The organism is Paracoccus thiocyanatus (assembly GCF_900156255.1).
Classification (GTDB): Bacteria; Pseudomonadota; Alphaproteobacteria; order Rhodobacterales; family Rhodobacteraceae; genus Paracoccus; species Paracoccus thiocyanatus.
Map to the genome: position 1 here is coordinate 149,636 of NZ_FTMK01000001.1, position 12,924 is coordinate 162,559.

At 68.7% G+C, this 12,924-nt stretch carries 14 protein-coding genes; 7 read left to right on the top strand and 7 right to left on the bottom strand.

Features of this window, described 5'->3' with window-relative positions; translation table 11 throughout:
* The first annotated feature begins 2 nt into the window (after positions 1 to 2).
* From ccmE to F3H32_RS00690, 6 genes are all read left to right on the top strand, one after another.
* Positions 3 to 446 carry a cytochrome c maturation protein CcmE gene (ccmE, locus tag F3H32_RS00665; protein ID WP_149763483.1) on the top strand — a complete coding sequence of 148 codons (444 nt, stop codon included), beginning with the start codon at positions 3 to 5 and terminating at the stop codon, positions 444 to 446.
* A gap of 92 nt (positions 447 to 538) precedes the next feature.
* Positions 539 to 1,150, top strand: a complete 612-nt coding sequence (locus tag F3H32_RS00670) for a holin-associated N-acetylmuramidase (protein ID WP_149763485.1) — start codon at positions 539 to 541, stop codon at positions 1,148 to 1,150.
* Entirely contained in the window at positions 1,141 to 1,671 is a 531-nt protein-coding gene (locus F3H32_RS00675) for a holin family protein (protein WP_149763487.1), read from the top strand. The genes F3H32_RS00670 and F3H32_RS00675 overlap by 10 nt, the downstream gene beginning before the upstream one ends.
* A gap of 88 nt (positions 1,672 to 1,759) precedes the next feature.
* Complete coding sequence (locus F3H32_RS00680) at positions 1,760 to 3,724, top strand: heme lyase CcmF/NrfE family subunit (protein WP_149763489.1); 1,965 nt, start codon at positions 1,760 to 1,762, stop codon at positions 3,722 to 3,724.
* A 3-nt stretch (positions 3,725 to 3,727) separates the two neighbouring features.
* Complete coding sequence (locus tag F3H32_RS00685; RefSeq protein WP_115755693.1) at positions 3,728 to 4,180, top strand: cytochrome c-type biogenesis protein; 453 nt, start codon at positions 3,728 to 3,730, stop codon at positions 4,178 to 4,180.
* Between the two features lie 70 nt (positions 4,181 to 4,250).
* Positions 4,251 to 5,021, top strand: coding sequence for an enoyl-CoA hydratase-related protein (locus F3H32_RS00690; protein WP_149763490.1), 771 nt, complete (start codon positions 4,251 to 4,253; stop codon positions 5,019 to 5,021).
* Between the two features lie 2 nt (positions 5,022 to 5,023).
* On the opposite strand, the gene F3H32_RS00695 is transcribed toward F3H32_RS00690, so the two are convergent.
* The 3 genes from F3H32_RS00695 to F3H32_RS00705 form a co-directional block, all read right to left on the bottom strand.
* Positions 5,024 to 5,749, bottom strand: a complete 726-nt coding sequence (locus F3H32_RS00695) for an NUDIX hydrolase (RefSeq protein WP_149763492.1) — start codon at positions 5,747 to 5,749, stop codon at positions 5,024 to 5,026.
* On the bottom strand, positions 5,746 to 6,165 hold the full coding sequence (locus F3H32_RS00700) for a DUF983 domain-containing protein (RefSeq protein ID WP_149763494.1): 420 nt from the start codon (positions 6,163 to 6,165) through the stop codon (positions 5,746 to 5,748). Before F3H32_RS00700 ends, F3H32_RS00695 begins: the two co-directional genes overlap by 4 nt.
* A gap of 103 nt (positions 6,166 to 6,268) precedes the next feature.
* The gene (locus tag F3H32_RS00705; RefSeq protein WP_149763496.1) at positions 6,269 to 7,657 is read right to left on the bottom strand and encodes a diguanylate cyclase domain-containing protein; all 1,389 of its coding nucleotides are present in this window, start codon (positions 7,655 to 7,657) and stop codon (positions 6,269 to 6,271) included.
* A 114-nt stretch (positions 7,658 to 7,771) separates the two neighbouring features.
* Between F3H32_RS00705 and F3H32_RS00710 the strand changes: the two genes are divergently transcribed.
* Positions 7,772 to 8,041 (top strand): DUF3572 domain-containing protein, encoded by a 270-nt coding sequence (locus F3H32_RS00710; protein ID WP_115755695.1) that lies wholly within the window; start codon positions 7,772 to 7,774, stop codon positions 8,039 to 8,041.
* 15 nt (positions 8,042 to 8,056) lie between these two features.
* Here the strand turns inward: F3H32_RS00710 and F3H32_RS00715 are convergent, their stop codons facing one another.
* The 4 genes from F3H32_RS00715 to F3H32_RS00730 all read right to left on the bottom strand — a co-directional run bounded on the left by F3H32_RS00715 (position 8,057) and on the right by F3H32_RS00730 (position 12,919).
* Complete coding sequence (locus F3H32_RS00715; RefSeq protein ID WP_149763498.1) at positions 8,057 to 9,418, bottom strand: aminotransferase; 1,362 nt, start codon at positions 9,416 to 9,418, stop codon at positions 8,057 to 8,059.
* Between the two features lie 218 nt (positions 9,419 to 9,636).
* A complete protein-coding gene (locus F3H32_RS00720) occupies positions 9,637 to 10,983 on the bottom strand; it encodes a cytochrome P450 (RefSeq protein WP_149763500.1) in 1,347 nt (448 codons plus the stop codon).
* Complete coding sequence (locus tag F3H32_RS00725) at positions 10,980 to 12,179, bottom strand: hypothetical protein (protein ID WP_149763502.1); 1,200 nt, start codon at positions 12,177 to 12,179, stop codon at positions 10,980 to 10,982. Before F3H32_RS00725 ends, F3H32_RS00720 begins: the two co-directional genes overlap by 4 nt.
* 53 nt (positions 12,180 to 12,232) lie before the next feature.
* Complete coding sequence (locus F3H32_RS00730) at positions 12,233 to 12,919, bottom strand: M48 family metallopeptidase (protein WP_149763504.1); 687 nt, start codon at positions 12,917 to 12,919, stop codon at positions 12,233 to 12,235.
* Positions 12,920 to 12,924: the final 5 nt, after the last annotated feature.

The window sequence follows — 12,924 nt, forward strand, 5'->3', positions numbered from 1 at the left end:
CCATGAAAACGCTAAAGAAAAAACGCAGAATCCAGATCATCATCGCCGCCGCCCTCGCGCTTGTCATGGCCGTCGGCCTGATCGGCTATGGGTTCCGCGACGGGATCAACTTCTATCGCTCGCCCAGCCAGATGGCGGAAAGCCCGCCCCAGGACGGCGAGGTCTTCCGCCTGGGCGGGCTGGTCGAGGACGGGACCCTGGTGCGTGGCGCCAGCGAAACCGTGACCTTCACCGTGACCGATGGCGGCGCCGCCGTGCCGGTGCGGTTTACCGGCGTCCTGCCCGACCTGTTCACCGAAGGCCAGGGCATGATCGGCACCGGCAGCATGGAAGGAGAGGTTTTCGTCGCCACGGAGATTCTGGCCAAGCATGATGAAAACTACATGCCGCGCGAGGTGATGGATTCGCTCAAGGAACATGGGGTCTATCAGGAACCCACCACCTGATGCGGATCGCCCCCTTGCACCGTTCGCCCGGTTAACCGCCGGTTAACCCGCTTTCTCCAGCCTTGGGCCGTGTCATGGACCTGGGGGCTGGAATGAAGACGGTAGAACAGATCGCGGCCGAGATCGTCGCGCGCGAAGGGGGCTACGTGAACGACCCCGACGATCCCGGCGGGGCCACGAATTTCGGCGTGACGCTGGCGACGCTGCAACGGCTGGGCATCGACAAGACGGGCGACGGCCGCCTCGATGTCGCCGATATCCGGGCGCTAAGCCGCACCGATGCCGAGCGCATCTTTGTCGAGCATTACTTCCGCCGCCCGCGGCTGGCCGAACTGCCGGTTTCGGTTCAGGCATCGGTCTTTGACATGTATGTGAATGCCGGCGCCAATGCGGTGAAGATCCTGCAACGGCTGGTCACGCGCATGGGCTTTGCGGCCGCCGATGACGGGGCGGTCGGGCCGCGCACTATCCAGGCGGCGGGACGCGCAGAGGCCGCCGCCCCCGGCCATTTCGCCGATGCCTACGGGATTGCCCGGCGCAATTACTATTATGCGTTGGGGGACGGGCGCCCCGCCAGCCGCAAATATGCGCGCACGCAATCGGGGGCCAAGGGCGGCTGGATTTTGCGGGCTGAAGCCTTCATCTCGCCCCGCTATCACCTGTCGGCGGCCGAGCATCGCGCGAGGGTTGTGGCATGGGGCTGATGGATCGCTTTCTGGGCGCCGGAACCGCAGTGACCACCATGGCCAATGCCGCCAGCGGCGTGGCCGAGGTGTTTCGCGAGAATGCGACCCGCCGGATGGAACTGGACGAGGAAGCCTATGCCCGCGCCATCGGCCAGTTGACGGGCGAATTCGCCGCCCAGTCCTGCGGCTGGTTCGATGGGATGATGAACGGGCTGAACCGTTTGCCGCGGCCGTTGATGACGCTGGGGACGGTCGGGCTGTTCGTCTATGCCATGGCCGACCCCCAGGGCTTCGGCCTGCGGATGCAGAACCTGAACCTGGTGCCCGAACCGCTGTGGTGGCTTCTGGGGGCCATCATCAGCTTTTATTTCGGCGCGCGCGAGGCGCATTATTTCCGCAGCCGGCCGGTCTTGCGCAAACAGCCCGCCGCCGCCGCCGAGGACGCAGCGCCGGCTGCATGGCCGCCGCTGGGGCCTGGCGACCCGTTCGACGACAATGCGGCGCTGCGCGACTGGGCCGGGCAAGGCGCCTCCAGATAGCGACGCTGTGACAATCTGGCAGGCGCGGGGGGCTGGTTAGCCGCCCGCGCCGCTGCTATCCTGCGGCCGAGCCAACCGGAGGAAGCCCATGATCGCTGAACTTGGCCATTTCGCACTGATTCTTGCCTTTGTCGTGGCCATCTTCCAGATGATCGTGCCGATGATCGGCGCCGCCAAGGGCTGGAGCGGCTGGATAGAGGCCGCGCGCCCCGCGGCGCTGGCGCAGTTCGGCCTGGTGGCGATTTCCTTCGCGGCGCTGACCATCGCCTTCATGACCTCGGATTTCTCGGTCTCGCTGGTCTATGAGAATTCGCATACCAGCAAGCCGATGATCTACAAGATCAGCGGCGTCTGGGGCAACCACGAGGGCTCGATGCTGCTGTGGGTGCTGATCGTGGCGCTATTCGGTGCCATGGCCGCGGTGTTCGACGCCAACCTGCCGCCCAAGCTGCGCGCGCGGGTGCTGGCGGTGCAGGGCTCGATCGGCGTGGCCTTCCTGGCTTTCAGCATCTTTACCTCGAACCCCTTCCTGCGCATGGCGAGCCCGCCGTTCAACGGGCGCGACCTGAACCCGCTGCTGCAAGATCCCGGCCTCGCCTTCCATCCGCCCTTCCTTTACCTGGGCTATGTCGGGCTTTCGATGGCCTTCAGCTTTGCCGTGGCCGCCCTGATCGAAGGGCGGGTCGATGCCGCCTGGGCGCGCTGGGTCCGTCCCTGGACCCTGGCCGCCTGGGTCTTCCTGACCATCGGCATCGCGCTGGGTTCCTGGTGGGCCTATTACGAACTGGGCTGGGGCGGGTTCTGGTTCTGGGACCCGGTGGAAAACGCCAGCTTCATGCCCTGGCTGATCGCCGCCGCGCTGCTGCATTCCGCCATCGTCGTCGAAAAGCGCGAGGTGCTGAAAAGCTGGACGATCCTTCTGGCGATAATGGCCTTCGGCTTTTCGCTGATCGGCACATTCATCGTCCGCTCGGGCGTCATCACCTCGGTCCACAGCTTTGCCAGCGATCCGCAGCGGGGCGTGTTCATCCTGGCGATCCTGGCCTTTTTCGTCGGCGGGGCGCTGGTGCTTTACACCTTCCGCGCCGCCTCGATGCAGGCGCGCGGCGCCTTTGCCCCGGTCTCGCGGGAAGGGGCCTTGGTGGTGAACAACCTGCTGCTGGCGGTCTCGACCTTCGTGGTGTTCATCGGCACGGTCTGGCCCCTGGTGGCCGAGATGCTGTGGGACCGCAAGCTGTCGGTCGGCGCGCCGTTCTTTGAACAAGCCTTCACGCCCTTCATGGTGGCGCTGGCGATCATCCTGCCGGTCGGCGCCATCCTGCCGTGGAAGCGCGGCAGGTTCCGGCGCGCGCTTTATCCGCTGCGCGGCGCGCTGGTCTTTGCCGGCGCGATCATGGCGCTGGTCTTTGCCGTCTCGACCGGGCATTCGGCCTTGGCGGTGATCGGCGCGGGGCTGGGCGCCTGGCTGATCGCCGGGGCCGCCGTCGACCTGTGGCTGCGCACCGGCAGTTCGGGCCTGTCGCGCCTGCGGCGGCTGCCGCGCGCCGATTGGGGCAAGGCCGTGGCGCATGGCGGGCTGGGCGTGACCTTCATCGGCATCAGCCTGCTGATGGCCTGGCAGGTCGAGGATATTCGCGTCGCGCGGATCGGCGAGCCGTTCACCGTCGCCGGTTACGAGATTACCTTGGAAAGCGTCGACGAACAGCCCGGCCCGAACTACAACGCCATCATCGCCACGATGGCGGTCAGCCAGGGCGGCAAGCAGATCGCGCTGCTGCACCCCGAAAAGCGGGTCTATCCGGTGCAATCCATGCCCACGACCGAGGCGGCGATCCAGAACGGCCTGTTCCGCGACCTCTATCTGGTGATCGGCGACGAACAGCAGGGCGGCGGCTGGGCGGTGCGGACCTATATCAAGCCCTTCGCGAGCTGGATCTGGCTGGGCTCGGCCCTGATGGCGCTTGGGGGCTTCATCAGCCTGTCGGACCGTCGCTATCGGGTCGCCGCGGGCGCGCGCCAGGTCCGGGCGCCCAGCCCGCAGCCGGCGGAGTAAGCCATGCGCGCCCTGATCCTGTGCCTGTCGCTGCTGCTGGCCTTTCCCGCCTTTGCCGTCCAGCCCGACGAGGTGCTGTCCGACCCGGCGCTGGAGGCGCGGGCGCGGGACCTGTCCAAGGTCCTGCGCTGTCCGGTCTGCCAGGGCGAAACCATCGACGAATCGAATGCCGCGATCAGCCGCGACCTGCGGCTGTATCTGCGCGAGCGGCTGGTCGCTGGCGACAGCGATACCGAGGCGGTGCAGGCCATCGCCGACCGCTTCGGGGAATATGTGCTGTTCGAGCCGCCGGCGCGGGGCGCCAACTGGCTGCTTTACCTGGCCGGGCCGGGGATGGCGCTGCTTGCCCTGTTCCTGGGCTGGCGCTTCATACGCTCTCGCGGGTTGAGCGAAGAAGGCCCGGCAAGGCTCAGCGACGAGGAAAAGGCCCGGCTGGACCATATCCTGCGCGATTGACGCAGGGTCGGGCCTTTCCTGTTACCTCGTACCCCGGCAGGCTGGGCGAAAGCACCGGCAGGGGGTAGGGATGAGCTTTCAGACCATCGAATTCACTTATGCGGACGGGATTGCCCGGCTGGCGCTGAACCGGCCGGATGTGGTGAACGCGCTGAACCGCACCATGCGGGCCGAGATCGTCGCGGCATTGGCGGAGTTGCCGCAGGGCACGCGTTGCCTGGTGCTGACCGGCAACGGGCGCGGCTTCTGCTCGGGCCAGGACCTGACGGATGCCGGCGGCGATTTCGACGTGGAAACCATCCTGCGCAATGAATACGAGCCGATGCTGGCCGCGATTTCGGACGCGCCGGTGCCGGTGATCGCCGCGGTAAACGGCATCGCGGCGGGGGCGGGGGCCAATCTCGCGCTGGCGGCCGACGTGGTCATTGCCGCGCAATCGGCCAGTTTCGTCCAGGCCTTCAGCCGCATCGGGCTGATCCCGGATGCGGGCGGGACCTTCATCGTGCCGCGCTCGGTCGGGGTGGCGCGCGCCATGGGGATGATGCTTTTCGCCGAGCGCATTCCGGCGGCCAAGGCCGTGGAATGGGGGCTGATCTGGGAAGCCGTGCCCGATGGCGATTTCGCGGCGACGGTCACGGCGCGGGCGCGCAGCCTGGCAGAGGGGCCGACCGCCGCTTTCCTGGCCATCCGCCAGGCGTTGCGCGCGTCGGGCAGCAACGACATGGCCGAACAACTGCGGCTGGAGGCGCGGCTGCAAGGCCGGATGGCCCGCACCCGTGACTTTGCCGAGGGCGTCGCGGCCTTCCTGGAAAAGCGGGCTCCGCGCTTTCGGGGGGACTGAGCCTAGGTGATGCGGATGAAGCGGGGCGTCATCTGGCGATTGTCGAAAAACGGCACCGAGCCGGGCGGCGCCAGCGGCCCTTCGCCCGCCGCCGCCACCAGGCCCGCGACCTCGGCCAGAACCACCTCGGTGATGAAGGGCAGGTCCAGCGCCCGGGCCTGGGTCAGGGGCACCCAATGCAGGTGCGAAAGCTCGTCGCAGGCGGCGCTGAAATCGTTGCGGTCGCCATGCAGCCGCTCGGCATCCAGCAGCAGGAAGCGCGCGTCGAAACGGCGCGGGGGACCCGGCGGGGTGATGGCGCGGAACAGATAGATCATCGCCGTGGGGTCGGGCGCCATCCCGGCCCCGGCGTAATGGTCCCAGCCGGCCGGCGCCGCGCCGGGCGTGTCGGTCAGAAGCCCGGTTTCCTCGGCCAGTTCGCGCAGGGCGGCGGCGGCCAGCGCCAGCGGCGACACGGTCGAGCCGGGGCGCGGTTCGGCCGCCAGAAGCGCCGACATCCGCCGCGGCAATTCCCCCGCCAGCCGGGCCTGGGCATCGGCCGCGTCCACCGCCCCGCCTGGAAAGACGTATTTCGACGGCATGAAGGCAGCCGCGGCGCCCCTTTGCCCCATCAGCACCGAAGGCCCGCCGGCGGCATTACGGTCCAGCACGACGATCGAGGCCGCATCGCGGATCGGCAGATCCGCGGTTTCACGGTCCCTGGCCAGGGTGCCGGTCCCCGCGCTCACGGTGCGGCGGTCTCGGCCATTGCCGGCTCGGATCCAAAGCCGTGCATGCGCCGCGCCCATTGAAAGCCGATCAGCCCGCCCTTGATCGCCGGCAGCAGCAGAAGCGACAGCACCACCGCGCCCAGGCTGAAGCCGATCAGCATGGACATTGCCGAGGGCCGATACATCATGAAGATCGCCAGCAGGAACGGCGCCCCAAGATGCGACACCAGCAGGATGGTCAGATAGGCCGGGCCGTCATCGGCGCGCTGGTGGTGCAGTTCCTCGCCGCAATGGCGGCAGGCGGGGCTGACCGACAGATAGCCCTGAAACAGCCGGCCCTTGCCGCAACAAGGGCAGCGCCCGCGGGCGCCGCGCATCATCGCGGGCTTGACCGGGCGTTCGGGCTGGGCTTTGTCGGAATAGGCGTGGGACATTGACGCGTTCCTTTCCTGTTCCACCCTTATCTAGGCGATGCCGACCGCAAAGAAAAGCAAGGCTTGGGTCTGGGATCTGCGCGGCAAAGTGTCGCAGCGGCAATTATGCCGCGATTTCCGGTGCCGCGACGACGATGCGGTTGCGGCCGGCGGATTTGGCGCTGAGCAGGGCGCGGTCGGCGCCGGCCAGCAGCGCCTGGGGGTCCAGCGGCGGCAGGTGCGGCCCGCCGCGGCCAACGGCGACCCCGACCGAGATGGTCACGCCCAGTTCCGTCCTGGCGCAGCCTTGCGGCAGGCTGATCGGCGCGGACATGACCGCGCGGCGCAGATCCTCGGCCACCAGGCGGGCGGCTCGGGGCGGGCAATCGGGCAGCACCGCCAGGAACTCTTCGCCGCCGATGCGGGCCAGCAGCGCGCCTTCGGGCAGGGCGGCGGCCATGCGGGCGGCCACCTCGGCCAGCACGGCGTCGCCGGCGGCATGGCCATGCCTGTCGTTCACCTGCTTGAAGCGGTCCAGGTCCAGCAGCATCACCGCCAGATCGGCCTGGCTTTCCTGCGCCGCGGCGGCCAGCCCGGCCAGCCGGGGCAGGGCGAAGCGGCGGTTGTGCAGCCCGGTCAGCGGGTCGGTCATCGCCCAGCGCATGTGGCGCAGGGTCTCGTGCCGGCGGCGGTCGGCCTCTTGCTTGCGGGCAAGCTGGGCTTGCAGCCGCATCGCCGTTTCGGGCGCGGCATCGGCACGGGCCAGATCCCAGTTCAGCACGTCGCCCGCGCCCAGATCCAGCGCCACCGGCATCATGTCTGCCCGGCCGGGGCGCAGGGCGATGACCACCGCCGCCTCGCGCGTGCCCGGCCGAGAGCGCAGTTCCGACAGCAGCCTTAGCCCGTCGCCCGGCTGCTGGATGTCCGCGGCGATCAGATACAGGTCGGCGCCGTGATGAGATACGGCTTCGGCCAGCGCCTGTTCGGGTTCGCGCACCGAGATCGAGAAATCCACCCGGTCGCGCAGGGCGTGGCGCCAGCCAAGCGCGGTTGCGGGCTGGTCGGCGACAAAGACCGCGCGCGGGCGATCGGCGGGCGCAAAGCCCGCCGGCGCTTCGGCAAGGCCGGGCGCAGGCTGGTCCAGCCCGCCATATTCGTTCCGCATCAGCCCGCGAATGCGCGCCAGCAGCGCCAGTTCGTCGCTTGCGCTGTCGATCAGCGCCGTCGCCCCGGCGGCCAGCGCCGCGATGCGTCCGGCGCCGCTGGCCTGGACCAGCACCGGCAGGTCGGCGCCGCAGGGCAGGGCGCGCAGCGCCGCACAAAGCGCCGCCGCCGCCATATCGGGCAGGCTGTCGCCGATCAGCACGATCTGGGGATGGGTCTGGCGCGCGATCCGCAACGCCTCGGCCCCGGTGGTGGCGGTCGCGACCTCGTAGCAGGCCGAGGCCAGCCGCACCTTGAGGGTGATGCGATTCGTCGGCACGCCGTCGACGACAAGAATGCGCCCTGCCATGGTTATGCCTGCTTTACACCCGGAGCCCAAGGCAGCATCTTCCGCGGGAATAGTTAACAAATCCTTTCCGGCCCCGAAGAAAATCGCCGCGGCCTGCAAGAATGCGAGAGAGAAATGACACCGAACGAGGCGCGCGACATCGCCGATGCGGGCTTTGCCCATATCGCCGGGGATACGGAACTGGTGGGCGCGCTGCTGGCGCAATCGGGCAGCGACGTGGCGGGGCTGCGCGCCATGGCGGCGCGGCCGGAATTTGCCGTCTTCGTGCTGGATTTCCTGCTGGAACACGACCAGCGGGTGCTGGATTTCGCCCAGGCCGCGCGGATCGCGCCGCAGCGGGTGCAATTGGCGCGCGCCGTGCTGGGCGGGGGCGACCCCTGGTAGGGGCCGCCGCTGCGGTCAGGCCACCTCGGCAAAGACCTTGTCGAGCGCCTTTTCCAGTTTCTCGAACATCTCGTCCATCTGCGCCTCGGTCAGGATAAAGGGCGGGCACAGCACGATGGACTGGCCCAGCGGCCGGCAGATCAGCCCCAGGTCGGTGCAGGTGTTGGCGATGCGCTCGCTGACCGAAAGATCGGCGTCGAAGGGGGTCTTGGTCGGCTTGTCCTTGACCGCCTCCAGCGCCCACATGAAGCCGATGCCGCGATATTCGCCGATATTCGCGCGGTCGGCGATGCGCTTCAGCCCCTCTTCGAAACGGGGGGCAAGGCGGCGCACGTTCTCGGCCAGCCCCTCGTTCATCACCACGTCGATGGCCTTCAGCGCGATGGCGCAGCCGACCGGGTGGCCCGAGGCGGTGAAGCCGTGCGGGAACTCCTCGATCGCCTCGACGGCGGCTTCCAGGCGCTTGCCGAGATCGGGGCCGAGGATCACCGCGCCCATCGGGAAGAAGCCCGCCGTCAGGTTCTTGGACGAGATGATCGCATCGGGCATGAAGTCATAGGTCAGGCAGCCCCAGGTGTTGCCGGTGCGCCCGAAGCCGCAGATCACCTCGTCCGAGATCACCGGGATGTCGTGCTTGCGCAGGATCGGCAGCATGGCCTTGAAATAGCCGCGTGCCGGCGGGATCACGCCGCCCGCGCCCATCACCGGCTCGGCGAAGAAGCCGGCGATGGTGTCGGCGCCCTCGCGCTCGATGGTGTCTTCAAGCTCGCGGGCCAGGCGGGCGACGAACTGTTCCTCGGTCTCGCCCTCTTCGCCATAGCGCCAGTAATGCGGGCAGGTCAGGTGGATGAAGCCGGGCAGCGGCAGGCCGAAGACCGAATTATAGGGCTTGCCTGTCATGCTGGCCGAAACCGCGGTCACGCCGTGATAGGCGTTCCAGCGCGTCAGGATCTTGCGCTTTTGCGGCTTGCCCTCGGCGGCATGCAGGAACCACAGCATCTTGACCATGGTGTCGTTCGCTTCCGAGCCGGAATTGGTGTAGAAGACCCGGCCGCTTTCGAAGGGCGAGACCTCGACCAGCTTTTCCGACAGCATCACCGTCTGGTCGGACATGCGGCCGAAAAAGGCGTGATAGCCGGGAAAGCGGTCGTATTGCGCCTTGGCGGCCTGGATCAGGCCCTGGTGGTCAAAGCCCGCGACCATGTTCCACAGCCCCGAATTGGCATCCAGGTAGCGCCGGCCATGCACGTCGACGACATAGGGCCCCTCGCCATGGGTCACGACGACGGTGCCGCGCTGATGGACCGAGGGCATGTCGGTGAAGCCATAAAGCGAATAGGTCTCGGCGCGGGCTTCCCAGCTTTGCGGTTGGTTCATGACGTCAGCCTCCATCTGCTTTGGGCGAAAGGCTAGCCGGGCGCCGGGGGCGGTTCAATGGGGCGCCGCGCGGCATCGGGCCAAGTGCCGGGATGGGTCGGGGACGCTTGGCGAATTGCCGGTGCGGGCGGTGGAAATGCCGGCGCGAATGGGCGGGCTTCGCGCTGGTGGCAGCCTTGCATGAGTATTTGCGAAACGGTGAAGATGTGCCGCGGCGCCTAGCGGGGCCAGAGGCGCAGGCGGATCCCGTCCCGGCTGCGCAGCGTCAGCCGCACGATCGGCTGCGGGCGTTCCCCGCCGGGCGCCAGGCGATAGGCGCGCAGCAGGGCGGAAAGGATCAGTGGCCCTTCGACCATGGCGAAGCCCGCGCCGGGGCAGGCGCGAGGGCCGGCCGAGAAGGGGATGAAGGCGTCGCGCTGGCAGGCCTTGCCGTTTTCGGTTTCCCAGCGGGCGGGGTCGAAGCGGTCGGGATCGTCCCAAAGCCGCTGGTGCCGGTGCAGGTGCCAGGGCGAGATCACCAGCTGCGCGCCCTTGGGCGCCTTGCGGCCGCGCAGGGTTTCGGGCCGGCGGCATTGCCGCACGGTCATGGCGACGGGCGGATAGAGCCGCAGCGCCTCGCGGAAGACGGCGCGGGCCAGCGGCAGGTTGCGCATGGCGGCGAAATCGGGCGCGAGATTCTGATGCGCCTCTTGCGCCAGCCGGTCTTGCCAGTCCGGGCTTTCGGCCAGCAGGTAGAGCGCCCAGGCCAGCGCCGAGGCGGCGGTTTCATGCCCGGCCAGGAAGAAGGTCGCGACCTCGTCGATCATCTCGGCCTCGGTGAAGATGCGGCCGGTCTGCGGGTCGGGGGTGGTCATGATCTTGGTCGCCAGATCCGCGGGCGCGGTGCCGGCGGCGATCTGCCGGGCGCGGGCTGCGACCAGTTGGCCGATCAGGCCGCGGATGCGCTGCGCGCTGCGGCGCACCCGGCGGCTGTGGATGCGGGCCCAGCGGGGCAGCCCCATCAGTCCGCCAAGGTTCACCATCGGCTGGGCATCCTGGTGGTCCTGGAAGGCGCGGAACACCTGCGCGGCGATCCCGTCCTGGATCGGGATGGAAAACAGGGTGCGGAAGATCACGTCGGCGGCGATATGGCTGGTCTGCGGTTCGATGTCGATCTGGGTGCCGTCGGCCACGGGCTCCAGCCGCGCGACGCCGGCCTGGGCTGCGTCCCACATCGCCGGAAAGGCCTGGCGCAGGCGGCCGCCCTGGAATGCGGGGTCGATGATGCGGCGCTGGTGCAGCCAGGTTTCGCCGTTCGAGATGAAGCTCGAATGGCCCAAGAGCGGCTGTAATCCCGCCGCCATGCGCGGCGACTTGGGAAAGTCCATCGGCCGCCTTTTCAGGATCAGATCGACCAGCGCCGGGTCGTTGCAGGTAAAGCTGTGGACGAAGGGGCCGCGGAATTCGGCCATCCAGGCGCGATAAAGCCGGTCGGATTGCGCCGACAGGATGTCGCGGCGGAAATCGCGGATGAAGCGGCAGACCGACGCCTTTCCCGGCCGCGCCGGCGGCTTGGGCGGGATCATGGCGCGCACCGGCGGTTGACCGGCCGGGCGATGCGGCCGGGCGAATGGCTGCGGCCGGCGAAGCGCCGGCCCAGCGTCAGCGGCCCGGCGGTGATCGCGAAATAATCGTAATCCCCCGGCCGGTCGAAGGCGCAGAGATATTGGAAATGCAGCCGGAACCAGCGCCCGCGCAGCGCGCGCCGCTTTTGCGGCGAAAGCGTCTGGGTGAAGGCGGCGGAAAGCACCAGCGGATGGCGGCGGTCCGGCGGCTCGACCCCCGAGACCGCGACCGGGTCGCACAGGCCGAAAGAGCAGGCATCGCCCGGCGCGGTCACATCCACCCAATCCAGTTCTGCGCGCGCCGAAAGATAGCGCAGGTCGGCGCAGAGCCGGTCCGCGCGGGGCAGGAAGGACGCCATCGGGACGACATGGCCCAGCGACAGGTAGGAAAGCCGCGGCCCCTGCGCCGGCACCCGGCCCGAGCGGATCAGGTCGGCCAGGACCGAGACGCCCAGATAGGCGCCGGAACTGTGGCCGACGACCAGCACCTCGTCCCAGTCGTCCGCCAGCACCGCGGCGATGCGGTCGGCGAAATGCGCCAGCCGCGCCTCTAGCGCCGGGGGATAGGCGCCGCCATGCCGGGCGGTAAAGGCATAGTCGTGCATCAGATACCAGGCAAAGATCCTGCCGTCGATGCGCCGCCACAGATGCAGCCCGGCCCAGGTCAGCGCCAGCGCGGCCGGCCCGCCCAGCCACCAGCCAAGCCCGCTGAGCCGCCCCAGCACCCAGCCGATGAGCGCCCCGAAAAGCGCCGAGGCCAGCAGTTGCGCCAACAGCACCGCGACCGGATAAAGCGCCGCGATCACCGGCCCGCGCCGCAGCCGCATCAGCCGCATGAGCGCGCCCGAGCCGATATAGGTCCAGGCCGTGCGCAAAAGCTGGCCATAGGTCGCAAGGATGCCCCGGCCCATCGAGCCCTGCACGATATCGGCCCAGACCAGCACCTCGAACTCGGCCTGGGTCGCGGTGCCGTCGAAATCGCCGGCGACGCCCCAGCCAAAGCCCGTGCGGTCGCGGCGCGGGCCGAAGCTTAGCCCATAGCCGGAAATGCGCGCCTGTTCGGCGCCCTCGCGCCGGTAAAGCTCGCGATAGCGGCGGGGCGGGATCGGGTCATAGCCCGGAATGTAAAGAACGCGGCGGCGAAAGGGGCGGGTCATGGAAAATAAGCTGTTTGCGCCGGCACAATAGCCCATCCGCGCGGCCCCGCAAGTCAGGTCGCGGCCCAGCGTGCCTCTAGCCTTTCAATGGCGGTGATGCGTGCCTGGGCGGGTGGGTGCGACAGCAGCCATGCCGGCGCGCCGCCGCCGCCGGCGCCCGCCAGCCGGTCCAGCTTGCGAAACAGGCTTTTCTGCGGCTCGGTGCCGAAGCCCGCCTTGACCATCAGCGCGCTGGCAAAGGCGTCGGCCTCGAACTCGTCCTGGCGCGACAGGCGCGCCGCGATGGCGCTGGCGGCGATATTGGCGATCCAGACGCCGATGCCGGGCAGGAAGCGGCCCAGCACGCCCGCCAGCACCATGCGCACCACGTTCTGGCCGGCGAAATCCACCATGCGCCGCCGGGTATGGCCATGGGCGACATGGCCCAGCTCATGCGCGATGACCGATGCCAGTTCGGCCTCGGTCACGTCGCCCTGGTCCAGCCGGTCCAGGAAGCCGCGGGTCAGGAAGATGCGGCCGTCGGGCGCGGCCAGCCCGTTCACATGGCCGACCTCGTAGACATGGGCCTGGACGCCGGGCAGGTCCATGGCCCGGCCCAGCCGCTCCAGCATCGGCAGCAGCCGGGGGTGGCGCAGGGGCGTGGATTTTTCGTTCAACTCGGCCCGCAGCCGCCATGCGGAAAAGAACCACATCGCGGCGGCATAAAGCAGGATCAGCAGGATCGGCGTGAATTTCAGCATAAGCG

Coding starts and splice junctions, on each gene's coding strand:
- F3H32_RS00730 (WP_149763504.1), bottom strand. CDS start 12,919: ATGCTGAAATTCACGCCGATCCTGCTGATCCTGCTTTATGCCGCCGCG.
- F3H32_RS00685 (WP_115755693.1), top strand. CDS start 3,728: ATGCGCGCCCTGATCCTGTGCCTGTCGCTGCTGCTGGCCTTTCCCGCC.
- F3H32_RS00725 (WP_149763502.1), bottom strand. CDS start 12,179: ATGACCCGCCCCTTTCGCCGCCGCGTTCTTTACATTCCGGGCTATGAC.
- F3H32_RS00710 (WP_115755695.1), top strand. CDS start 7,772: ATGACACCGAACGAGGCGCGCGACATCGCCGATGCGGGCTTTGCCCAT.
- F3H32_RS00675 (WP_149763487.1), top strand. CDS start 1,141: ATGGGGCTGATGGATCGCTTTCTGGGCGCCGGAACCGCAGTGACCACC.
- F3H32_RS00690 (WP_149763490.1), top strand. CDS start 4,251: ATGAGCTTTCAGACCATCGAATTCACTTATGCGGACGGGATTGCCCGG.
- F3H32_RS00670 (WP_149763485.1), top strand. CDS start 539: ATGAAGACGGTAGAACAGATCGCGGCCGAGATCGTCGCGCGCGAAGGG.
- F3H32_RS00680 (WP_149763489.1), top strand. CDS start 1,760: ATGATCGCTGAACTTGGCCATTTCGCACTGATTCTTGCCTTTGTCGTG.
- F3H32_RS00705 (WP_149763496.1), bottom strand. CDS start 7,657: ATGGCAGGGCGCATTCTTGTCGTCGACGGCGTGCCGACGAATCGCATC.
- ccmE (WP_149763483.1), top strand. CDS start 3: ATGAAAACGCTAAAGAAAAAACGCAGAATCCAGATCATCATCGCCGCC.
- F3H32_RS00720 (WP_149763500.1), bottom strand. CDS start 10,983: ATGATCCCGCCCAAGCCGCCGGCGCGGCCGGGAAAGGCGTCGGTCTGC.
- F3H32_RS00715 (WP_149763498.1), bottom strand. CDS start 9,418: ATGAACCAACCGCAAAGCTGGGAAGCCCGCGCCGAGACCTATTCGCTT.
- F3H32_RS00700 (WP_149763494.1), bottom strand. CDS start 6,165: ATGTCCCACGCCTATTCCGACAAAGCCCAGCCCGAACGCCCGGTCAAG.